This window comes from Paraburkholderia sp. RL17-368-BIF-A (genome assembly GCF_046054045.1).
GTDB lineage: Bacteria > Pseudomonadota > Gammaproteobacteria > Burkholderiales > Burkholderiaceae > Paraburkholderia > Paraburkholderia graminis.
This window is the reverse complement of record NZ_JARESN010000002.1, coordinates 62,159-83,441: the sequence shown is the minus strand read 5'-3', so window position 1 is coordinate 83,441 and position 21,283 is coordinate 62,159. Positions and strand designations below refer to the sequence as shown.

Genomic DNA, 21,283 nt, shown 5'->3' with positions numbered 1-21,283 from the left:
GCAATGACCGATCTCTCGCAACCTGCTGCCGACATTCACACTGAAGCACAGCCCGAAGCGACGCCCGCGAGCGTCGCGCCGCCGCTGTGGCTGCTCGCGGAACTGACGTATCGCTGCCCGCTGCATTGCGCGTTCTGCTATAACCCCGTCGACTACACCGATCACAATCGCGAACTCAGCACCGAACAATGGCTCGGCGTGCTGCGCGAGGCGCGCGCGCTCGGCGCCGCGCAATTGGGCTTTTCGGGCGGCGAACCGCTGATGCGCGACGACCTCGAAGTGCTGGTCGGCGAAGCGCGCAAGCTCGGCTTCTATACGAATCTGATCACCTCGGGCGTCGGTCTCACGGACAAGCGCCTCGGCGACCTCAAAGCGGCCGGGCTCGATCACATTCAGTTGTCGTTTCAGGACTCGACTCAGGAACTCAATGACTTCTTGAGCAGCACACGCACGTTCGATCTGAAGCAGCGCGTCGCGGCATCGATCAAACAGCATGGGTTTCCGATGGTGCTGAACTGCGTGCTGCATCGCTATAACCTGCCGCACGTCGACAAGATCATCGACATGGCGCTCGCGATGGGCGCCGAATACCTCGAACTCGCGAACACGCAGTACTACGGCTGGGCGCATCACAATCAGGCGCAGCTCATGCCGACCCGCGAACAACTGGAGGAAGCCGAAGCGGTGGTCGAACGCTATCGGCGCACGCATGGCGACCGCTGCAAGATTTTCTTCGTCGTGCCCGACTATTTCGAGCGACGCCCGAAGCGCTGCATGAACGGCTGGGGCGCGGTGTTTCTCGGCGTCGCGCCGGATGGCGCCGCGCTGCCCTGTCACGCGGCGCGCGCGCTGCCCGGCCTCGTGCTGCCGAATGTGAAAGACATGCCGCTGCGCGAGATCTGGTACGAGAGCGACGCATTCAATCGTTTCCGCGGTCTGCAATGGATGAAAGAGCCGTGCCGCAGTTGCGACGAGAAGGAAAACGATCTCGGCGGCTGCCGTTGCCAGGCGTATCTGCTCACCGGCGATGCGGCCAATGCGGACCCTGTGTGCGACAAGTCGCCGTTGCATGAAAAAGTGGTCGACGTGACGCGTCTCGCGGCGGCGGCGCATGAACCGCGAGAGCAGCCCATCATGTTCCGCAACGATGCAAACTCGCGCAAGCTGACGGGCGCGCATGCACCGCAAAACAAGGTGCAAAAAACGGCGCACGACGAGCCAAACGAAAACGGCCACACCGGGGGTTGACCATGACAGCGGCGGACATTTCAGTGTTGCTCGTCGACGATCACGCCGTGGTGCGCGAAGGCTACCGGCGGCTACTCGAAGTGAATGCCGACGTGCACGTGTGCGGTGAAGCAGCCGACGCCGCTCAGGCCTATCAGCGCTTCTGCGCGCTGCGGCCCGATGTCGTCGTGATGGATGTCTCGTTGCCGGGCGCAAGCGGAATCGAAGCGATGCGGCGCATGCTCGCGCGCGAGGCCGATGCGCGCGTGCTGATTTTCAGCGTCCACGAAGAGGCGATTTTCGTGCGCCGCGCACTCGACGCCGGCGCGCTCGGTTATGTGACGAAAGCCAGCGCGCCCGACGTGCTGGTCGAAGCGGTGCGCACGATCGCGCGGCGCGCCAGTTATCTAAGTCCCGACATTTCGCAGGCACTCGCGCTGCGCAATGCATTCAGCGAAGGCCCGCCCGGACGGCAGTTGTCCGCGCGCGAATTCGAGGTCTTGCGTTTGCTCGTGCAAGGCTACACGCTGCCGAGCATCGCCGAAAAATTGGGCCTCAGCCAGAAGACCGTGGCCAATCATCAGTCGGTGATCCGGCAGAAGTTCGGCGCGGACAACGGTGTGCAACTCGCACAAATGGCAAGCCGCCTCGGCCTTCAGTTCACCGGCTCCGCCAGTCCCGCTTGAGCGGGCACGCGTGCGCAAAACAGGAAGCCGCCTTCGGGCTTGCTCGCGACATGAAACTCGCCGCCTAGCGCTTCGACCCGCTCGCGCATGCCGATGAGCCCCAGGCCCGCGCGCGGCGCATCGAGGTCGACGCCGGGACCGTCGTCGGCCATCGTTACGACGATTTCATCGATTGGCGCGCGTTTTTGGGCACTGTCTTGCGCACTTTTCTGCGGCGCTTGCGCCTCGCGCGGCGCGCGCACCATAAACACTTCCACGCGCGAGTGCCGCGCGAACTTCGACACGTTCGTCAGCCCTTCCTGCACCAGCCGGTAAAGCGTGATGGTGAGCGCGTCGCTGAGCCCTGTGTAATCGCCTTCTATCGTCAGCGAAAACGACGCGTCGGGCAAGCGCTCGCGCCATCCGTCGATGCAATGCTCGAGCGCGCTCGGCAAGCCGAATTCGTCGAGACCGATAGGCCGCAAGCGCCGAATCATCCCGCCGATCTGCCGATACACATGACTCGCGCTCCGCATCAATTCCACCGATATGCGATGAATCTCCGGCTCGCGCGCGGCGGAGAGATCGCGAATACGTGCTGCGTCGAGTGAAATGGCGTTCAGGTACTGGCCGAGTTCGTCGTGCAGTTCGCGCGCGAGGTGGCGGCGTTCGAGTTCCTCTGCCTGCAACGCCTGGTTCGCAAGACGCCGGTTGTCGGCGAGCAGACGTTCGGCCTCTTCTTCCAGCACGCGGCGATGCGCGAGTTCGCTGCGCGTCTCGCGATAGCGGCGCCACGCGAACCACGCAAGCCCCAGCGACAGCACGCACAGCGTGAGCGGCAACTCGTCGAGTTGAAAGCGCTCGACGCCGCGCGTCCACCGATAAGCGCGCTCGCTGACATCGAACAGCGAGCCGAGCGCGGCCGCGAGCAAGGTCAGCGCGAGCACGCAGGCAAGATCGCGCGGCACCGCTGAATGCTGCGAATTGCGCGGCATATTGCGGCGAGTTTGATGAGGTTGGGTGGATTCGCTCGACATCACGTTTGCATTCTAGTCAGGCCAATCGGACACGAAGTTCGTCGCAACCAGTTTGGGAACGCTTCCTCGCGATTTCGGGAAAAGCTCCCGAGCCTTCACGCGAGCGCGCATGCGAAGCTTTGCACACCTTGAAAGAAAGCGCTACGTATGCCGCCACGCGGCTGCGTCCGAAGAAAGCGTCGATTCGGCAGGAGACAGAATAATGAATATCTCATCACGCGTGCGCCGCGGAAAACCCGGCCTCGGCTTCAGGCGGCGAGCCGGCATCACGCTTGGATTCGGCAGCGCGCTCGCGAGCATGTCGATAGGCGCATGGGCGCAAGCGGAGCCGGCGGCTGGCGTACCGGCTTCGGCTTCGGCTGCGGCTGCGGCTCCGGCTTCGGCGGCTGCCGGAGCCAATGCGCCAGACGATACGCCCTCGACCACGCTCGCGCCCGTGGTCGTGGTCGGCACGACGCCGCTGCTCGGCATCGGCACGCCGCTCGCGCAGGTGCCCGCCAACGTGCAGACCGTTCGCGCGCGAGACATCGAAGCGCAGCATCGCTTCAATCTCACGGATTACCTCGCGAAGAATCTGCCGAGCGTCGACATCGCCGATGCGCAAGGCAACCCCTATCAGATGAACGTCAACTATCGAGGCTTCACGGCGTCGCCGCTGCTTGGCACACCGCAGGGCATTTCGGTGTTCGTCGACGGCGTGCGCGTGAACGAGCCTTTCGGCGACGTGGTCAACTGGGACGTGCTGCCGCAACAGGCCATCGACACCATTCAATTGATTCCCGGTTCGAATCCGACGTATGGGCTGAATACGCTTGGCGGCGCGCTCGCCATCACGACGAAGAACGGCAAGACGAGCCCCGGCGGCGAGGCCGAAGTGGCGCTCGGCTCGTGGGGCCGCAAGACCGCGCAGATCGAACAGGGCGGCACGATCGGCCAGAACCTCGACTACTACGTGACCGGCAACGTCACGAACGACAACGGCTGGGCCGAGCAGAATGCGAGCCGCGTGCGGCAGATTTTCGGCAAGCTGCGTTATACCGATGCCGACACCACGCTGTCGTTATCCGCAGGCGGCGCGGACAACGATCTGCACGGCACGCAAACCATTCCGCGCTCATTCCTTGGCAATCCGAAGCAGCCTTATACGTATCCCGATCAGAACCTGAACAGCGCGGGCTACGTGACGCTGTCGGGCGAACACTACTTCAGCGATAACGTCGAGCTGAGCGGCAATGCGTACTACCGGCACTTCCGCAATAGCAATGTGAGCAGCAACACGAATCCGAACTTCGGTTCGATCGACGACGACGGCGACGTCGACACCACGCAGGCGACCAACGAGAAATCCGTCGTCTCTACCGATAGTTACGGCGCGAGCCTGCAACTCACGCTGCTCGGCAAACTCGGCGGCATGCAGAACCAGTTCGTTGCGGGCGTGTCGGCGGACATCGCGAATTCGCGCTACACGCAATCGTCGCAGGATGCGGTTTTCACGGCTTCGCGCGCGACGGTCGGCATCGGCGATTTCACGCAGGAAACCGCGGCGAAAACGCATAACGGCAACTACGGCATCTATCTGCAAGACACTTTATCGCTGACGAAGCAATGGACGCTGACGCTCGCGGGACGCTACAACTGGGCCGAAGCGACCATCGGCGATTCGAGCGGCCTTCAGCCGCAACTGGACGGACACCATACGTTTTCGCGCTTCAATCCGGCGGTCGGCATCAACTGGAATCCGACCTCGGCGTTCACCGCCTACGCAACCTACAACGAAGGCATGCGCTCGCCGACCGCGATCGAACTCGCGTGTGCAGACCCGGCCGCGCCCTGCTCGCTGCCGAACGACTTCGTGTCCGACCCGCCGCTGCAACCGGTGATCTCGAAGACCTTCGAAATCGGCGCACGCGGACGAATCGGCCAGACGACAAGCTGGAGCGCCGCCGTCTATCGAACCACGCTCGATAACGACATCGAATTCATCGCCAGCAATGGCGCGGCGAGCAATCGCGGCTTCTTTCAGAACGTGGGCCGCACGCGCCGGCAAGGGTTCGAACTCTCGGGACGCAGCCAGCTAGGCCCGCTCGCGGTGACTGCGAGCTACAACTACATCGACGCGACGTATCGCACCGCGTGGACCGAGAACAGCGCGAGCAATTCCAGCGCGGATGCGAACGGCAACATCAACGTGAAGCCCGGCGATCATCTGCCCGGCATTCCGGCGAACACGGTCAAGCTGCAACTCGACTACGCGGCGACCGCGAAGTGGAGAGTCGGCGCGAACCTCACGTGGCGCGGTGGCATCTATGCACAGGGCGACGAAAACAATCAGGACGTCAATGGCAAGATCGCCGGCTATTTTCTGATCGATCTCGACACGTCGTATCAGGTCACCAAACAGTTGCAGGTGTTTGCGAGCGTCTCGAATCTGCTCGACAAGCGCTATGCCAGCTTCGGTTCGCTCGGAGAAAACTTCTTCAACGGCCCGAACCATACGTTCGACGGCGCGAATCCGAGCAACGAGCAGTTCGTCGGACCGGGCGCGCCGCGCGGGTTTTGGGTCGGCCTGCGCTATGCGTGGAAGTAGGTGGAAGTGAGGGCGGTCATGCGTCGGCTCGCGCATGACCTCCGCGTGCTCAGTGCGATTCGATGGAGCCGTCGCTATGCGGATAGGTGACGATGCCCCACGCGAGCGGCAGTTGACCAATCTGCGTGACCGGCTGATAACTGCGCGCGTCGAGCACATAAACGGCATCGGAGCGCCCGCATGCGACCAGCAGCTTTGTGCCGTCGGGCGTAAAACTGAAGTGCCAGCAACGCTGACCGACCGGCACGTCGGCAAGATGCTCGTAGCTCTTGCCGTCGAATACCTGCACCGTCTTGTCGCGTGCCGCCGCGACGAAAAGCCGCCTGCCGTCGGGACCGTAGGCGACGCCGTAAGGACCCAGTTTGGTATCGACGGTCTTCTTCACCTTGAACGTGCGCGCGTCGATCACGACAAGTTTGCTCAGCGACTCCAGCGTGACCACGTAGTCCTTGCCGTCCGGCGACAGGCGAATGCCACGCGGACGCCCGCCCGCCGCGAGCTTCACGGTCCTCACGGGCGCGCCCGTGCGCGCGTGATAGACGGAGACCGTATCGTCGCCTTCGTTGGTGACGAGCATGTTCTTGCCGTCGCGTGAAAATTCGATGCCCTCGGTTTCGTGGCCGCTCGTCACCGAGCGCACCACGCGCCAGCTTTTCATATCGACGATAGCGATCTCGGCGGGCGGTTTGTTGGCGTCGTCATCGTCGTCGGCGTGGGGTTTGCCGGCTTGCGCTTCGCCTGGCTTCTCGGCTGGCTTGCCGCCTGGCTTCTCGGCTGGCTTCCCAGACTGTCCGCTCGCTGCAGGCGGGCCGCCGTCTTCGCCCGGCTCATACGTCACATACGCATAGCCGTTGTGCACGCGCACAAACTCCGGGTTCTGACCGATCTTCACCCGCTGCACGACTTCGCCTGAAGCCGTATCGATCACGGCAAGATCGCCCGTGTTCTTGTTGGCGACCAGCAGGCGCGAGCCGTCCGCATTGAGGCTCAGGCCGCGCGGGCCGTCCGCGCCTACGGGGAAGGTTCGGGTCAACGTCATCTTGTCGAGGTCGATCACACCGACGCCGCCCTTCTCGCTCGTCACATAGGCGAGAGGCGCCGCGGCATGCGCCGAAGCGGCGCCGAACGCCGTCGCCGCGACCATACCCGCCGCGATCAAGGCTGAAACGATGGCGCGTCCCCGTGTTGTTTTGCGAAACCGTGTCTCCAGCATATGTTCTGCTCCGTTGTAAAAGCACTGTGCCGCACAAGGCCGGCATTCAAGCAAAGTAGTTCATTAGAGGATCGTTTGACAACGGACGAAGGCGGGAGATTTTCCCGAATTGACCTGGCAAGGCCGCTAACGGTACTAAAACACCGGGCCGCGGCGGACAATGAACGCGGCGGCTCGACGAGTCGAAGGAAACGGTCATGCAGCACTATGGTCTCGCGAATGTCTGGCAAAGCGGCGATTTCATCACGCGCGCGATTCTCGGCATATTGTTCATCATGTCGATCCTGTCGTGGACGGTTATCGTCGTCAAGCTGTGGCATGTGCTGCGCATCAAGCGAGTAACCGGCCGCACCGACGCGCAGTTCTGGCAGGCCGACAACTTCGAACACGGGCTCAAAAATCTGGGCGGCCTTGCGGGCCACAGTAGTGAGGCATCGGCTGAGGCGCTGCGCGACAATCCGCTGCTCGCTCTCGCGATGGCCGCATCTGAGGCGGCCGCGCATCATCGCGACACCAGGCCGCATTTGCAGGATCGCATCGACGTATCGGACTGGATCGCGCGCCGCCTGCAAGGCAGCATCGACGACGCCGTCGCGCATATGCAAAGCGGCCTCGCGGTGCTGGCGTCGATCGGCAGCACCGCGCCGTTCGTCGGGCTTTTCGGCACGGTGTGGGGCATTTATCATGCGCTGATCGTGATCGGCGAAACGGGTCAGGCGTCGATCGATCATGTGGCCGGACCCGTCGGCGAGTCACTCATCATGACCGCGTTCGGGCTCTTCGTCGCGATACCGGCCGTGCTCGGGTATAACGGTCTCACGCGCGCGAACAAGTCGATCGTCACGCGGCTCAAGCGCTTCGCACATGGACTGCACGCGTACTTCGTGACGGGCCTGCAATTGCCGCACGGATGATGGACCGTTAAACGATGCGTTATCGCCCGTCAAAGAATCTCTGAATTCAAATCGCGTGCGCGCTCCGCTATCGTGGCTTGCATACCGGCGGTATGCAGTCATGCACTCATGCAGTCACGCATCGCGCCGGCTCTCCATCACTGCGAGAGGACCGGCCCATGCAAGCCCTGATCTTCGATGTCGACGGCACGCTTGCCGATACCGAAAGCGCGCATCTGCACGCGTTCAATACGGCGTTCGCGCAAGCCGGTCTCGACTGGCACTGGGACGAAGCGCTCTATGTGCGCCTGCTGGAAGTAGCGGGCGGCAAGGAGCGTCTGCTGCACTACTGGCGCATCGTCGATCCCGAGGAGGCGGAAGGCCCCGGCGTGAGCCGCGTGATCGACGCGGTGCATGCGATCAAGACGCGTCACTATGCGGCGCATGTTCGCGATGGCGGCTTGCCGTTGCGGCCGGGCATCGCGCGCCTGATCGATGAAGCGGGCGCGGCCTCTATCCCCGTCGCCATCGCGACCACCACCACGCCCGCGAATCTCGACGCGCTGTTGCACGGACCGTTCGGCCCCGAATGGCGCAGCCGCTTTGCCGCGATTGGCGATGCAAGCACGACGCAGTCAAAGAAGCCCGCGCCCGATGTGTACCTCGACGTGCTTCGTCAACTCGGCCTCAAAGGCCAGGACTGCATCGCGTTCGAAGATTCCGCGAACGGCTTGCGCGCGGCGCGTGCAGCGTTTGTTCCGACTATCGTGACGCCGACAGCGTACACGGCGCATCATTCCTTCGACGGCGCGCTCGCCGTGCTGCCTCATCTCGGCGATCCGCATGCGCCGCTCGCTTCGACGGCTGCGAACGAGAATGAGCGGCCCGCATGGGTGGATCTCGACACATTGCGCGGCTGGCATCGCAATGCGTTGAGCGAGGCTGCGGCCGTATGACGACGCCGCCGGTTTTTTCGCCTGAAGCGCTAACGCTAACGCAAGCGTTGCCGCGATCACGAACGCGCGCCGTGCTGATCGACCTCGACGGCACCATGGTCCACACAGCGCCGGATATTGTCGAAGCGGTGAGCCGCATGCTCGCCGATTTCGATCAGCCGCCGTTGCCCTTCGACACGGTCAGCAGTTTTATCGGCAAAGGTGTGCCGAACCTCGTAAAGCGCACGCTCGAAACGGCGGCGCTCGATGGACGAGTCGACATGGACGCCGCGCTCGCGGTGTTTGATCGGCACTATCGGCAGACGAATGGGCGCTTCGGTCATGTTTATCCGCACGTCGCCGCCGGTCTTCGCGCACTCGCGCGGCGCGGCTATCGGCTCGCGTGCGTGACCAACAAACCGGAGGCGTTGGCCGCACCGCTGCTGCGCATGACAGGACTCGCGCAAGATATCGACGTACTGGTCGCAGGCGATTCGATCGACAGCATGAAGCCTGCACCGCAACCGCTGTGGCACGCGTGCAGGCTGCTGGATGCAGATGTGGAATGCAGCGTCCTGGTGGGCGATTCGCCCGTCGATGTCAGCGCGGCGCGCGCGGCGGGCATGCCGGTGTTTATCGTGCGCTACGGCTATGGCGGCCCCGATGGCGCGACGGCCTTGCAGTGCGATGCGTTAATCGATTCGTTCGCGCAGTTGCCCGATCTGCTTGCGCGGCGCGATGAGCGCCTAAACGCCGATGCCGCGCCGTAGTTCTCGCCGCCCACTATGAAAACGACCCGGACACTTACGCGTCCGGGTCGTCGGTTTCTCTGCTGCAAGCAAGCTCGCCAACAAGCCCGCGAACAAGCCGCTACAGCAGAATCAACCGCAGCAGAACATCAGAACTTATGACGGATACCGACGATCGCCAGCGCCTGCGAATCGGTGCCGTTGTAGCCATACGAACCGATCGAAGCCTGCGCGTCCTGCGTCGTGCCATCGGCGAGACGCTGCGTGCCGCTCGCGTGCTGGTAGGCCGCGACCGCGTAGAAGTCCGTGCGCTTCGAGATGTTGTAGTCCGCGCCGATGCTGAACTGGTGGTAATGCGCCGACGTGTCGCCGGAGGCAGCCGTGTACGCGTAGCCCAGACCCGCGACCAGCGCCGGCGTCGCCTGATAAGCAACGAAGGCCTTGCCGCTGTTGTACTTCTCGGTGCCGGTGAAGGTGGACGCGCCGTCGCTCTTCAACTGCGTGTTGCTATACGAAGCGCCGAGCGTGACGGGGCCGAGCGCGTATTGGCCGCCGATCTGCGCGATGCTGACCGATTTCGCCGTCACGTAGCCGTCGTTGATATGGCTGTCGAAGATCGAGTCGGTCGTGCTGCTCGCCCAGCTCGACCGCGCGGTCGTGGACGATGCGTTGGTCGCGCGCAGGTAGCCGCCGGCGAGCGAGAACGGACCGTTCGAGTACGACACCGCGCCGCTGTAGGTGTAACCCTGGCCCGCCTGACCCGCGACGCCGCTGAACGCATACAGCGCTTCGAATTGCAGGCCGGCGTAGTTCGGCGACACGTATTTGACCGCGTTCGATACGCGCGCGCTGTTGTCGTTGTTGTCGACGTCGCCCGGCGTTGCGAAGGCGGAGCCGAAGAAGTTGTCGGCGGTGACGCCTTGCACCATGTCCGTGATCGGATCGTACTGGCGGCCGGCCGTCACCGTGCCCCATGTCGCGCCCGTCAGCCCGACGAACGACTGGCGGCCGAACTCGCGCGAGCCCTGACCGAGTTTGCCGGTGCCGACGTCGAAGCCATTTTCCAACGTGAAGATCGCCTTCAGGCCGCCGCCCAGATCTTCCTGGCCCTTCAGGCCCCAGCGGTCGCCGCTCAGATTGCCGTTGAGCATGCCCGCGAGATTGCTGCCCGAGCTGGCGTTATGCACATAGCCGATGCCGGCGTCGATCACGCCGTACAACGTCACGCTGTTCTGTGCATGGGCGGACCCCGCCGCGACCAGCAGTGCGAGAGAGGCGGAAGTCAATGCTGTCTTTTTCATCCTTGTTCCTTTATTCACGTTTCAGAAAGACATTGCGGACGCGCAGCATACCTTGATTAATTAAAAAATCAATAAAAGCGTTTGGAAATTGCAACACGATTAGTATCGCCAATTGATTACAAATAATTAAGGGCTATGTGCGAACACATAGCCCCGAGCCCGGCGCAACGACTTTCCCTGCGTGGAGACGTGGAGAAAGAACCGAACGGGATGCATTTAGCCAGCGCGATTGCGTGAAGTCAAGCGGCGGTCGATTGAGTTTCCTTTCCTCATCTTTTCACGCTCTCTTTATCTCGGCTTTATATTTCATTTTATTAACTCGCCTTTCCATTTCTAATTATTAAAGCGGGGCGATCGAATCAAGCGAATCCCGTTTCAGTGACACCCTATTGCACAACCCTGGTCCGCGCACCGCGTCCGTTGGCATGCACTGGCTTTTTCTCGCGAATGCTGGCTCTCCCACATACTGGCGGTGCGGAGCTTGTCATGCTGACGACTCAGGCGCGCGCGCGAAAAGGAGGTCGCCATGTCGGTCTATGTGGATGAAGGATTCCGGCCCTGTGTCACGGAGCGCGCAACGGTCGCGTTCAGGGTCTGCTGGGACGACCGGGCGCAGGTTTTCGAAGTCAGCGCGGACGCGCTCATCGCTTATTGCGGCGCGGCAAGCGCGCGCAAGAAAGACTTGCTGCTCGCCTTCGAGGGCGCGCAAAGCGAGATCCTCACAGTGGCCGCACGCAAGTGGACGTTCCGGCCGACAGAGCCAGTGCCACTAGGCGTCGACGAATTCCGTATGATCATGCATTAGTCCACCCATTCGCCATGCAAGCACTGCGCCATGACCTGGATCGCCGCCCTGCCGATGTACAACGTCACGCCCTCGCTGGAAAACGAGTGGCGCGGGTGGCTTGCGGACGTGCTGCGCATGGTCAAGCCGGCGTGCCGTATCGTCGATCCCGATGAAGAATTGCACGGCTTCTGGCGGCGGCCCAATCTGCTGATTTCACAAACCTGCGGTTATCCGTTGATGCACGGTCTGCGCGAGCAGGTGCAACTCGTCGCGACGCCGCGTTTCGACGCGCCCGGTTGCGAAGGCGCGCATTACTCGAGCGTCATCGTCACGCGCGCCGACGCGCCGTTCGATACGCTCGCCTCGTGCCGCGGCGCGCGCGTTGCCTACAATCAGGACGATTCGAATAGCGGCATGAACGCGCTGCGTCATGCAGTGGCGCCGCACTCGCAGGAAGGCGCGTTTTTCCGCGCCGCGCTGCGCACCGGCTCGCATGTCGGCTCGTTGCGGGCCGTTGCGGACAATCACGCGGACGTCGCCGCGATAGATTGCGTGACCTTCGCTTTCGTCTGCGATGAAATGCCGGAACTGGCGCGGCAGGTTCGACGCATCGGCATGACAGCGGCGTCGCCGGGTCTGCCGTTGATTGCGTCCGACACCGTGCCGGCCGCGACTGTTGAAGCACTGCGCGACGCACTGAACGAAGCGCTGGCATTGCATCCCGAACGCGCAAAACGCCTGCGTTTGCAGGGGTTTTCCGCGTTGCCGCTCGAGGACTACGAGCGCATCGCGCAGCTTGAGAGCGAGGCGCGCGCGGTGGGGTATACGCGGCTTGGCTGATACGGCGCCGATTGGCTCAGCCTGTCGGCGCGCTTAATCGTGCGCCTATTCCCGCGTTACTGCACGTCCAGCACCAGAAGCTGCGCGCCGTCGGCAACCTGATCGCCCACCGCATACAGCACTTCCGACACAACGCCGGCCGCCGGCGCGCCGATGGTGTGCTCCATCTTCATCGCTTCCATCACGATGAGCGGCGTGCCCTTCTCCACCACCGTCCCCGGCTCGACGAGCACCGCGATCACCTTGCCCGGCATCGGCACGGTCAGGCGGCCTTCGCCGTGTTCAGCATCCGCGGCGTGCGCGAGCAGGTTCTGCCACTCGAACGCCAGTGCGTGACCGAGGCAGAACACATGAAACGTATCGCCGTCGATAAACACGCGCCCCGTGGCCCGCGCGTCGCCGATGGTCGCACGATACTCATGCAAGCCCGAACCGCTCGACCACGTGAAGCCTTCGCGCAGACCGTCGTGTTCGAGCGTTTGCGTGCCGCCGTCGCGCGCGAACGTGACCGTGAACGCATTGTCGTCTTCGACACTGCGCCAGCCTAGCGTCTGCGCGTAGCCGCCATTCAGACGCCAGTGCGACAGCGCATCCCAGGGCGACGCGCCATGCGCGGTGCCGCCTTCGCGCGTGAGCAACGCGCCGCATGCGAGCGCGAGTGCTTCCTTGAAAGGCTTTTTCACGGGCGCGAACAGGGCCTCGTGATGCCGTTCGATCAGACCGGTGTCCAGATCGCCGCTCGCAAACGGCTCGCTTTCGACAATGCGCTGCAGAAACTCCACATTCGTATGCGGCCCGACCACTTCGCATGCGTGCAGTGCACGGCTCATTCGCGCGAGTGCTTCTTCTCGCGTCGCGCCGTGCACGATCAGCTTTGCGATCATCGGATCATAGAACGGCGTGATCGTGTCGCCCTCGCGCACGCCGCTGTCGATACGCACCGGCGCTTTACGGCCCGGCTCGCCGAGGCCGGCCGCGTCGATCGCGAATTCCACGCCTTCAGGCATGCGCAAATGCTTGAGCGTGCCGGTGGACGGCAAGAAGCCGCGCGCCGGATGCTCGGCATAGATGCGCGCCTCGATCGCATGGCCGTCGATCTTGAGTTGATCTTGCGTCAGCGGCAACGGCTCGCCTGCGGCCACGCGCAGTTGCCATTCCACCAGGTCCTGGCCCGTCACCATCTCCGTGACCGGATGCTCGACTTGCAGACGCGTGTTCATTTCCATGAAATAGAACTCGCCGGTAGCCGTCATGATGAACTCGACCGTGCCCGCGCCGACATAGCTCACCGCGCGCGCGGCAGCGACCGCGGCCTCGCCCATTTCACGCTTGATTTCCGCGGACAATCCCGGCGCGGGCGCCTCTTCCAGCACCTTCTGATGACGACGCTGCACCGAGCAGTCGCGATCGAACAGATACACCGCGCCGCCGTGACGATCCGCGAAAACCTGCACTTCGACGTGGCGCGGCCGCGTCAGATACTTTTCGATCAGCACGCGATCGTTGCCGAAGCTGCTCGCAGCCTCCCGCTTGCACGAAGCGAGCGCCGCCACGAAATCCTCGCTGCGCTCGACCACGCGCATGCCCTTGCCGCCGCCGCCCGCGCTGGCCTTCAGCAGAACCGGATAGCCGATCGAATCCGCCTCGCGATGCAATAGTTCGGGGTTCTGATCATCGCCGTGATAGCCGGGCACGAGCGGCACCGCGGCCGCATGCATCAGCGCCTTGGCGGCGGCTTTCGAACCCATCGCCGCAATCGCTTCGACCGGCGGTCCGATGAATACGATGCCCGCCGCTTCGCATGCGTGCGCGAAGTCTTCGTTCTCCGACAGAAAACCGTAGCCCGGATGCACCGCCTGGGCGCCCGTCGCGCGTGCCGCTTCGATAATGCGCTCGATGCGCAGATAGCTTTCCGCCGCGCTCGCGCCGCCGATATGCACGGCTTCGTCGCACGCGCTCACGTGTTTGGCATCGGCGTCCGCATCCGAATAGACGGCCACGCTGGCGATGCCGAGCCGCTTGCAGGTCGCCGCGACGCGGCACGCAATCTCGCCCCGGTTGGCGATCAGGATCTTGTTGAACATGTGTTGTCTCGGTCTCGGGATATTCTTCTGGTGAACGCCTCAAGGCGCCGCGCAATGTCGGTGAGCCGCACGTCAGTCGCGCCAGGCGGGCGTACGCTTTTCGAGGAACGACGCGACGCCTTCGCGGCCTTCCGCACCGGCTCGCGTGCGAGCGATGCGCGCCGCCGTGTCTTCGATCAATGCATCGTTCAGCTCGCGGCCGGCCATGTCCTGCACGAGTTGCTTGCAGGCGCGCACCGCTTCTGGACCGTTGGCGCAGAGCGTTTGCGCGATCTGCTGCACGGTGGCGTCGAGTTGCTCCTCGCTGACCGCTTCGCTCACGAGCCCGAGCCGCAACGCGGTCGCGCAGTCGAACTGCTCGGCCGTGATGAAGTAGCGCCGCGACGCCTGCTCGCCCAACGCGCGTATCACGTACGGCGCGATGGTCGCCGGAATCAGGCCGAGACGCGCCTCAGAAAGACAGAAGCGCGCGCTTTCCACCGCGACCACGATGTCGCACGCGGACAGCAAGCCCATGCCGCCCGCGTACGCGTCGCCGTTCACGCGCGCGATCACCGGCTTGTTGCAGCGATAGATGGACGACAGCATGTTGGCGAGCAACATCGCGTCGGCGCGGTTCTCGTCGTGCGAGTAGCCGGCCATCTTCTTCATCCAGTTCAGATCGGCGCCCGCGCAGAACGCCTTGCCGTTCGCGGCGAGCACGACTGCGCGCACATCGTCGCGTGTGTTCAGCGCCGTGAAGGCCGACGTGATGTCGGCGATCATCGTTTCGTTGAACGCATTGCGCACGTCAGGACGATTCAGCGTGACGGTCGCGACGTGTCCGGCGATCTCGACATTCAGCGTTTCATAGTGCATCGTGGCGGCTCCCATGCGTCGCGCTCTGTCACATCCGGAACACGCCGAAGCGTGTGTCTTCGATCGGCGCATTCATCGCCGCCGACAAACCGAGGCCGAGCACGTCGCGCGTTTGCGCCGGGTCGATCACGCCGTCGTCCCACAGGCGCGCGCTGGCATAGTACGGGTGCCCCTGATGCTCGTACTGCTCGCGAATCGGCTGTTTGAAGGCTTCTTCTTCGTCGGCGCTCCATGAACCGCCGCGGCTTTCGATGCCGTCGCGCCTGACCGTGGCAAGCACCGACGCGGCCTGTTCGCCGCCCATCACCGAAATGCGCGCGTTCGGCCACATCCACAGGAAGCGCGGCGAATACGCGCGTCCGCACATGCCGTAATTGCCCGCGCCGAACGATCCGCCGATGATCACCGTGAACTTCGGCACCTTCGCCGTGGCAACGGCCGTCACCATCTTCGCGCCGTTACGCGCGATGCCTTCGTTCTCGTACTTGCGGCCCACCATGAAACCCGTGATGTTCTGCAGAAACACGAGCGGAATCTTGCGCTGGCAGCATAGTTCGATGAAGTGCGCGCCCTTGAGCGCGGACTCCGAAAACAGAATGCCGTTGTTTGCAATGATGCCGACCGGATGCCCCCAGACATGCGCGAAGCCGCACACAAGCGTCGTGCCGTAGCGCGCCTTGAATTCGTCGAATGCCGAGTCGTCGACGATGCGCGCGATCACCTCGCGAATGTCGAACGGCTTGCGCGTGTCGACGGGAATCACGCCGTACATGCTCTTCACGTCGTAGCGCGGCGGCTTCGGTTCCTGCAACGCGACCGGCACATGCTTCGTACGATTCAGATTGCCGACGATGCTGCGCGCAATCGCGAGTGCATGCGCGTCGTTCTGCGCGAGATGATCGACCACGCCGGAAAGACGCGTATGCACGTCGCCGCCGCCGAGGTCTTCGGCGCTCACCACTTCGCCGGTTGCCGCCTTCACGAGCGGCGGACCGCCGAGAAAAATCGTGCCCTGGTTCTTCACGATGATCGACTCGTCGCTCATGGCCGGCACATAGGCGCCGCCCGCGGTGCACGAGCCCATCACCACGGCGATCTGCGGAATGCCCGCTGCGGACAGATTCGCCTGGTTGTAGAAGATGCGGCCAAAGTGGTCGCGGTCGGGAAACACGTCGTCCTGATTCGGCAGATTCGCGCCGCCCGAGTCGACCAGATACACGCACGGCAAGCGGTTTTCCGCGGCGATTTCCTGCGCGCGCACGTGCTTCTTCACGGTGACCGGATAGTAGGTGCCGCCCTTGACCGTCGCATCGTTGCAGACGATCACGCACTCGTGGCCCGCAATTCGCCCAATGCCGGTGATGACGCCCGCGCCCGGCGCGTCGTCGTTATACATGCCGTAAGCCGCGAGTTGCGAGAACTCGAGAAACGGCGTGCCCGGATCGAGCAGCTTTTCGATGCGCTCGCGCGGCAGCAGTTTGCCGCGGCCCGTGTGCTTTTCGCGCGCGGCCTGGCCGCCGCCCAGCGCGAGTTTCTCGACCTTCGCGCGAAGATCGTCGACCAGCGCCTCGAGCGCGGCCGCGTTGGCGCGAAAGTCGTCGGAGCGCGGATTCAGCTTGGATTCGATGATCGGCATCGCGTCGTTCTCCTCGTTGGCCCGGCTTACATCGTTTCCGCAAACAGCTCGCGGCCGATCAGCATGCGACGGATCTCGCTCGTGCCCGCGCCGATTTCATAGAGCTTCGCATCGCGCCACAGACGTCCAACCGGATACTCGTTGATATAGCCATTGCCGCCGAGAATCTGGATCGCTTCGCCGGCCATCCACGTGGCTTTTTCGGCCGTGTAGAGAATCACGCCCGCGCAGTCCTTGCGAACCTGGCGCACGTGCTCCGTGCCGAGCGTATCGAGTTGACGGCCGACCGCGTACAGATACGCGCGGCACGCCTGCAACGTGGTGTAGAGATCGGCGACCTTGCCCTGAATCAACTGGAATTCGCCGATCGACTGGCCGAACTGTTTGCGGTCGTGGATATACGGCACGACCGCGTCCATCACCGCGACCATGATGCCGGTCGGGCCGCCCGCAAGCACGGCGCGCTCGTAATCGAGGCCGCTCATCAGCACCTTCACGCCGCCGTTCAGTTGACCCAGAATGTTTTCTTCGGGCACTTCGACGTCCTGAAACACGAGTTCGCCCGTATGCGAGCCGCGCATGCCGAGCTTGTCGAGCTTCTGCGCAACCGAAAAACCCTTCATGCCTTTTTCGACGATAAACGCGGTAATGCCGCGCGAATTCGCTTCGACGTCGGTCTTTGCATACACAACCAACGTGTCGCAATCGGGGCCGTTGGTGATCCACATCTTCGTGCCGTTCAGCACGTAGTGGTCGCCTTTCTTGTCGGCGCGCATCTTCATGCTCACGACGTCCGAGCCCGCATTCGGCTCGCTCATCGCGAGCGCGCCGACATGCTCGCCGGAGACGAGCTTCGGCAAGTACTTCTGCTTTTGCGCGTCGGTGCCGTTGCGATGAATCTGGTTCACGCACAGATTCGAATGCGCGCCGTATGAAAGACCGACCGACGCCGACGCGCGCGAGATCTCTTCCATCGCGACCATATGCGCGGTGTAGCCCATGTTCGCGCCGCCGTATTCCTCGGAGACCGTCATGCCGAGCACACCGAGATCGCCGAATTTGCGCCACAGGTCCATCGGAAACTGATCCGTGCGATCGATCTCGCCGGCACGCGGCGCGATTTCTTTCGCAGCGAACCCGGCAATGCTGTCGCGCAGCATTTCGATTTCTTCGCCGAGTGGGAATTGCAAACCGGGCAGGTTGCTCATTGCTGTGTCTCCAGAGTTCATTGGCGACCGGCTGGCTTTGCCGGCGAATTCGTGTGTGGCCACGTCTGCGGCCGTATGCGGAATCGCATCTTCCGATCTTTAAGGCGCGACGTTCAACGCGCATTTCACGCCAGATTTACGTAAGCGTCAATAGGTATTTTTGAGTGTCACTCAGAAAACAGGTTGACCCGGTTCATTGGCTTGCCGCTTGTGATAGCATCGAATCGACCGGGTTTTCCATACGAAGCTCGCCGATAAATTTGACCTCGACTCATATGACGGTTGCTATCAAGCCCGAACTGCCCGCGTCGCGCCGCCAGCCGGCCGGGCGCAAGTCGCAGCAGCGCGTGAAGGAAATTCTTCAGGCGGGCCGCGACGTGTTCTCCGAAAAGGGCTATGAACGCGCGACAACCGCGGAGATCGCTCAGCGGCTTGGCGTTTCGGAGGCCACCGTGTTCAGCTATTTCCGCGGCAAGCGCGAGTTGTGCGCGCGGGTGATCGGCGACTGGTACGACGAAATCATCGGCGCAATCGAATCCGGACTGCCGCGCGACGGCACTGTGCGTCAGCAGTTCGCGTTCATCGTGCGCACGCATTTGCGGCTGATGCTCGTGAACGGCACCGACCTCTGCGCGCTCGTGCTATCGGAAGGCCGCGCGCGGCATCATGAATTGAGCGAAGCGCTGACCGAATTGCAGCGCCGCTACACCGCACCGTTGATGCGCGTCCTGGCGGAAGGCCAGGAAAGCGGCCAGATTCGCGCGGACATGCCGTTGCGTTTATTACGCTCGATGGTGTTCGGCCCGATGGAACACGTGTTGTGGGACGCGACGCTGGCGAAGCGGCATACCGACATCGAAGCCACCGCGGATCAGCTGATCGAAGTCCTGTGGGCCGCGTTGACGCCGCCCGATCCCGCGGTGAATGCATTGCAGCAGTTCCGCGCGGAAGTGGCGGAAGCCAACCGGCGTTTCGACGAAGCCACGCGTGAAACGGCCGCGCGCGCTACGAACCCGGCCAGCGGCGAATAGCGTTTCAGCGCCGCCATCGGCACCGCTGTTGTAGTTCCAGCAATGCAGCGTTTCAACGCATCGACCGTTGATCCGCTTGACAGTGTGCTTATACACACATAGAGTGCTTCCCATGAACCGCCCTATCTCCTACGACGAATGCAACTGCTTCGCGCTGCGCCAGGCGGCACGTCATGTCACGCAAATCTATGAGCGCCATCTCGGCCGCGTGGGCTTGACGGCTGCCCAGTTCACGATTCTCGCCAAGCTCGCGCGCACGCCAAACTTGCCGATATTGGACCTGGCGGACGCCATGGTGATGGAGCGCACCACGCTCCTGCGCGCGATGAAGCCCTTGCAGCGCGACGGACTGGTGGTGGCCGAATCGGCGGAACACGACGGCCGTACGTTTCTGTTCAGCCTGACGGAGCAAGGCGAAGCCATGTTCGATCAGGCCGCCATTGCATGGCGCGCCGCGCAGGACGAATTCGAACAGAAGTTCGGCCGTGCGCGCGCCAAAATTCTTCGTACCGAACTCTTTAGCATCACCGACTAATTGCGACTCGCCTGCTCGTTCGAACAGAGATCGGTTCGCCTTTAAATGTGCATATGCACTAGCTGATAAGGAAACGCGGAAATGCAAGAACTGTTCGACGACGATTGCTTCGCAATCCGCCAGGCCGCGCGCTATGTCTCGCAAATATACGACCGGCACCTCGCTCATGTTGGGCTGACGATTACGCAGTTTTCGCTGCTAGGAAGGCTTAGACGCACTGGCGCGATGACCATGAAGCAAATGGCCGAAGCCATGCGCATGGAACGCACTACCCTCGTTCGCACGGTTCAGCCGCTGCGCCGCAACGGCCTCGTGTCGAGCGACGCACTCGGCGCCGACGCGCGCGCGCTGACCATCACGATCACGCGAGCGGGAGAAGAACGTCTGAAGGCGGGCGGTCAACATTGGCAGGCCGCGCAAGCCGAATTCGAGCATCGTTTCGGCGAACGGCGCGCGGCCGCATTGCGCGGCGAACTGTTTGCCGTCACCCACGATTCCAACTGAAGTCGCGGACACAGCGACATGCGGCTCACGCAATCGTCGGGCCGCTTTTTTTCAACGTAAAGAGTGCATACACACAGGCCGACAACATGTCCACTACTCCATCGACTATCGCCCCGCCGAGCGCGGCGCAGACCGCGAGACCGGCACGGCGCATTCCGTGGATGCTGCTCGCGATCATCACCGTGCTTGCCGTGCTCGCGCTTGCGGTCTCGTACTGGTTCTTCGTCGGCCGCTTCTACGAGACAACGGACGATGCTTACGTGGGTGGCGACGTCACCGTGATGGCGCCGAAGGTCAACGGCTTCGTGACGAACGTGCTCGTGCGTGACAATCAGTTTGTCCACGCGAACGACGTGCTGATCCAGCTCGATGCACGCGATTACGACGCGCGGCTCGCGCAAGCCAGAGCGGAAGTGCGGAGCGCGCAAGCCGCAGTGATCGAACTGCAGGCGAAGAAATCGTTGCAGCTCGCCACCATCAACCAGCAGGCCGCCGAAGCGCGCGCGTCCGGCGCCGAATTGACGCGCAGCGCCGCGGATCAAACGCGCTACCGCGAACTCGTGAAGGACGATGCGGTGTCGAATCAGGTCGTCGAGCGCGCGGATGCCGATCTCGTCAAGGCACGCGCGGCGGTCGATCGCAGCGCGGCCGCGTTGACCGCGGCGCAACGCCAGATTGCCGTGCTCGATGCGCAGATCGGCGACGCCGAGGCGCGCATCGCGACAGCGCAAGCCGCCGAGCGCGTGGCGGCGTTGAACGTGGAGTACACGACCATTCGTGCGCCGATCGACGGCTATATCGGCAATCGCACCGCGCGTGTCGGCGTGCTGGCGAGCGCGGGTGTGCCGCTCTTGACCGTGGTGCCGTCGGGCGGATTGTGGATCGACGCGAACTTCAAGGAAGACCAGTTGAAGAAGATGCGCGTGGGCGACAGCGTCGACGTCGATCTCGACGCCTTCAGCACGCCCATCCACGGCGTGGTGGAAAGTCTGGCGCCGGCTACCGGCGCGACCTTCAGCGTGCTGCCCGCGGAAAACGCCACCGGCAACTTCACGAAGATCGTGCAGCGCGTGCCGGTGCGGGTGCATCTTACTGTGCCGAAGAACATGGAGGGCGCGTTGCGTCCGGGCCTGTCGGCCACGGTGAAAGTGCATGTCGATAGCGGCAAGACGCCGGCGCGCGGCTGAGCCCAT

Annotated in this window: 19 protein-coding genes; 12 read left to right on the top strand and 7 right to left on the bottom strand. The window is 63.2% G+C overall.

Annotated features, from left to right (window positions below; translation table 11 throughout):
• The first annotated feature begins 3 nt into the window (after positions 1-3).
• Positions 4-1,248, top strand: coding sequence for a pyrroloquinoline quinone biosynthesis protein PqqE (gene pqqE / locus P0D87_RS03455; RefSeq protein ID WP_053859347.1), 1,245 nt, complete (start codon positions 4-6; stop codon positions 1,246-1,248).
• Positions 1,249-1,250: 2 nt separating this feature from the next.
• Positions 1,251-1,913 carry a response regulator gene (locus P0D87_RS03450; protein WP_006046571.1) on the top strand — a complete coding sequence of 221 codons (663 nt, stop codon included), beginning with the start codon at positions 1,251-1,253 and terminating at the stop codon, positions 1,911-1,913.
• Here the strand turns inward: P0D87_RS03450 and P0D87_RS03445 are convergent.
• On the bottom strand, positions 1,883-2,929 hold the full coding sequence (locus P0D87_RS03445; RefSeq protein ID WP_171799980.1) for a histidine kinase: 1,047 nt from the start codon (positions 2,927-2,929) through the stop codon (positions 1,883-1,885). The genes P0D87_RS03450 and P0D87_RS03445 overlap by 31 nt on opposite strands.
• 202 nt (positions 2,930-3,131) lie before the next feature.
• Between P0D87_RS03445 and P0D87_RS03440 the strand changes: the two genes are divergently transcribed.
• Positions 3,132-5,516, top strand: coding sequence for a TonB-dependent receptor (locus P0D87_RS03440; protein WP_053859349.1), 2,385 nt, complete (start codon positions 3,132-3,134; stop codon positions 5,514-5,516).
• A 49-nt stretch (positions 5,517-5,565) separates the two neighbouring features.
• Here P0D87_RS03440 and P0D87_RS03435 read toward each other — a convergent pair whose 3' ends face one another.
• A complete protein-coding gene (locus P0D87_RS03435; protein WP_053859350.1) occupies positions 5,566-6,729 on the bottom strand; it encodes a YVTN family beta-propeller repeat protein in 1,164 nt (387 codons plus the stop codon).
• Between the two features lie 197 nt (positions 6,730-6,926).
• Here P0D87_RS03435 and P0D87_RS03430 point away from each other — a divergent pair, with 197 nt between their 5' ends.
• The 3 genes from P0D87_RS03430 to gph all read left to right on the top strand — a co-directional run bounded on the left by P0D87_RS03430 (position 6,927) and on the right by gph (position 9,327).
• Positions 6,927-7,643: a MotA/TolQ/ExbB proton channel family protein gene (locus P0D87_RS03430; protein WP_053859351.1), complete on the top strand. Its 717-nt coding sequence runs from the start codon at positions 6,927-6,929 to the stop codon at positions 7,641-7,643.
• 158 nt (positions 7,644-7,801) lie between these two features.
• Complete coding sequence (locus P0D87_RS03425) at positions 7,802-8,578, top strand: HAD family hydrolase (protein WP_053859352.1); 777 nt, start codon at positions 7,802-7,804, stop codon at positions 8,576-8,578.
• Positions 8,575-9,327: a phosphoglycolate phosphatase gene (gene gph / locus P0D87_RS03420; protein WP_053859353.1), complete on the top strand. Its 753-nt coding sequence runs from the start codon at positions 8,575-8,577 to the stop codon at positions 9,325-9,327. Before P0D87_RS03425 ends, gph begins: the two co-directional genes overlap by 4 nt.
• A 128-nt stretch (positions 9,328-9,455) precedes the next feature.
• Here gph and P0D87_RS03415 read toward each other — a convergent pair whose 3' ends face one another.
• Positions 9,456-10,607, bottom strand: coding sequence for a porin (locus P0D87_RS03415; protein WP_029966004.1), 1,152 nt, complete (start codon positions 10,605-10,607; stop codon positions 9,456-9,458).
• Positions 10,608-11,133: 526 nt separating this feature from the next.
• On the opposite strand from P0D87_RS03415, the gene P0D87_RS03410 reads away from it, so the two are divergent.
• Together P0D87_RS03410 and P0D87_RS03405 are read left to right on the top strand one after the other, a co-directional pair.
• Complete coding sequence (locus P0D87_RS03410) at positions 11,134-11,412, top strand: DUF1488 family protein (protein WP_006046561.1); 279 nt, start codon at positions 11,134-11,136, stop codon at positions 11,410-11,412.
• 30 nt (positions 11,413-11,442) lie between these two features.
• Positions 11,443-12,234 (top strand): phosphate/phosphite/phosphonate ABC transporter substrate-binding protein, encoded by a 792-nt coding sequence (locus P0D87_RS03405; protein ID WP_006046560.1) that lies wholly within the window; start codon positions 11,443-11,445, stop codon positions 12,232-12,234.
• 56 nt (positions 12,235-12,290) lie between these two features.
• Here P0D87_RS03405 and P0D87_RS03400 read toward each other — a convergent pair whose 3' ends face one another.
• From P0D87_RS03400 to P0D87_RS03385, 4 genes are all read right to left on the bottom strand, one after another.
• A complete protein-coding gene (locus P0D87_RS03400) occupies positions 12,291-14,318 on the bottom strand; it encodes an acetyl/propionyl/methylcrotonyl-CoA carboxylase subunit alpha (protein WP_408636726.1) in 2,028 nt (675 codons plus the stop codon).
• Positions 14,319-14,390: 72 nt separating this feature from the next.
• Entirely contained in the window at positions 14,391-15,176 is a 786-nt protein-coding gene (locus P0D87_RS03395) for an enoyl-CoA hydratase/isomerase family protein (RefSeq protein WP_053860733.1), read from the bottom strand.
• A gap of 28 nt (positions 15,177-15,204) precedes the next feature.
• Positions 15,205-16,812: a carboxyl transferase domain-containing protein gene (locus P0D87_RS03390; protein WP_053859355.1), complete on the bottom strand. Its 1,608-nt coding sequence runs from the start codon at positions 16,810-16,812 to the stop codon at positions 15,205-15,207.
• A gap of 26 nt (positions 16,813-16,838) precedes the next feature.
• Positions 16,839-18,020: an isovaleryl-CoA dehydrogenase gene (locus P0D87_RS03385; protein WP_006046556.1), complete on the bottom strand. Its 1,182-nt coding sequence runs from the start codon at positions 18,018-18,020 to the stop codon at positions 16,839-16,841.
• Positions 18,021-18,295: 275 nt separating this feature from the next.
• On the opposite strand from P0D87_RS03385, the gene P0D87_RS03380 reads away from it, so the two are divergent.
• The 4 genes from P0D87_RS03380 (at position 18,296) to P0D87_RS03365 (ending at position 21,277) form a co-directional block, all read left to right on the top strand.
• Positions 18,296-19,051, top strand: coding sequence for a TetR/AcrR family transcriptional regulator (locus tag P0D87_RS03380; protein WP_053859356.1), 756 nt, complete (start codon positions 18,296-18,298; stop codon positions 19,049-19,051).
• Between the two features lie 112 nt (positions 19,052-19,163).
• A complete protein-coding gene (locus tag P0D87_RS03375; RefSeq protein ID WP_006046554.1) occupies positions 19,164-19,586 on the top strand; it encodes a MarR family winged helix-turn-helix transcriptional regulator in 423 nt (140 codons plus the stop codon).
• Between the two features lie 81 nt (positions 19,587-19,667).
• Positions 19,668-20,090: a MarR family winged helix-turn-helix transcriptional regulator gene (locus tag P0D87_RS03370; RefSeq protein WP_053859357.1), complete on the top strand. Its 423-nt coding sequence runs from the start codon at positions 19,668-19,670 to the stop codon at positions 20,088-20,090.
• A gap of 86 nt (positions 20,091-20,176) precedes the next feature.
• On the top strand, positions 20,177-21,277 hold the full coding sequence (locus tag P0D87_RS03365; protein WP_006046552.1) for an HlyD family secretion protein: 1,101 nt from the start codon (positions 20,177-20,179) through the stop codon (positions 21,275-21,277).
• Positions 21,278-21,283 lie beyond the last annotated feature (6 nt).

Bases quoted from the DNA above. Each gene is read 5' to 3' on its own strand.
- pqqE (WP_053859347.1), top strand. From the start codon at position 4: ATGACCGATCTCTCGCAACCTGCTGCCGACATTCACACTGAAGCACAG.
- P0D87_RS03450 (WP_006046571.1), top strand. From the start codon at position 1,251: ATGACAGCGGCGGACATTTCAGTGTTGCTCGTCGACGATCACGCCGTG.
- P0D87_RS03445 (WP_171799980.1), bottom strand. From the start codon at position 2,929: ATGTCGAGCGAATCCACCCAACCTCATCAAACTCGCCGCAATATGCCG.
- P0D87_RS03440 (WP_053859349.1), top strand. From the start codon at position 3,132: ATGAATATCTCATCACGCGTGCGCCGCGGAAAACCCGGCCTCGGCTTC.
- P0D87_RS03435 (WP_053859350.1), bottom strand. From the start codon at position 6,729: ATGCTGGAGACACGGTTTCGCAAAACAACACGGGGACGCGCCATCGTT.
- P0D87_RS03430 (WP_053859351.1), top strand. From the start codon at position 6,927: ATGCAGCACTATGGTCTCGCGAATGTCTGGCAAAGCGGCGATTTCATC.
- P0D87_RS03425 (WP_053859352.1), top strand. From the start codon at position 7,802: ATGCAAGCCCTGATCTTCGATGTCGACGGCACGCTTGCCGATACCGAA.
- gph (WP_053859353.1), top strand. From the start codon at position 8,575: ATGACGACGCCGCCGGTTTTTTCGCCTGAAGCGCTAACGCTAACGCAA.
- P0D87_RS03415 (WP_029966004.1), bottom strand. From the start codon at position 10,607: ATGAAAAAGACAGCATTGACTTCCGCCTCTCTCGCACTGCTGGTCGCG.
- P0D87_RS03410 (WP_006046561.1), top strand. From the start codon at position 11,134: ATGTCGGTCTATGTGGATGAAGGATTCCGGCCCTGTGTCACGGAGCGC.
- P0D87_RS03405 (WP_006046560.1), top strand. From the start codon at position 11,443: ATGACCTGGATCGCCGCCCTGCCGATGTACAACGTCACGCCCTCGCTG.
- P0D87_RS03400 (WP_408636726.1), bottom strand. From the start codon at position 14,318: ATGTTCAACAAGATCCTGATCGCCAACCGGGGCGAGATTGCGTGCCGC.
- P0D87_RS03395 (WP_053860733.1), bottom strand. From the start codon at position 15,176: ATGCACTATGAAACGCTGAATGTCGAGATCGCCGGACACGTCGCGACC.
- P0D87_RS03390 (WP_053859355.1), bottom strand. From the start codon at position 16,812: ATGCCGATCATCGAATCCAAGCTGAATCCGCGCTCCGACGACTTTCGC.
- P0D87_RS03385 (WP_006046556.1), bottom strand. From the start codon at position 18,020: ATGAGCAACCTGCCCGGTTTGCAATTCCCACTCGGCGAAGAAATCGAA.
- P0D87_RS03380 (WP_053859356.1), top strand. From the start codon at position 18,296: ATGACGGTTGCTATCAAGCCCGAACTGCCCGCGTCGCGCCGCCAGCCG.
- P0D87_RS03375 (WP_006046554.1), top strand. From the start codon at position 19,164: ATGAACCGCCCTATCTCCTACGACGAATGCAACTGCTTCGCGCTGCGC.
- P0D87_RS03370 (WP_053859357.1), top strand. From the start codon at position 19,668: ATGCAAGAACTGTTCGACGACGATTGCTTCGCAATCCGCCAGGCCGCG.
- P0D87_RS03365 (WP_006046552.1), top strand. From the start codon at position 20,177: ATGTCCACTACTCCATCGACTATCGCCCCGCCGAGCGCGGCGCAGACC.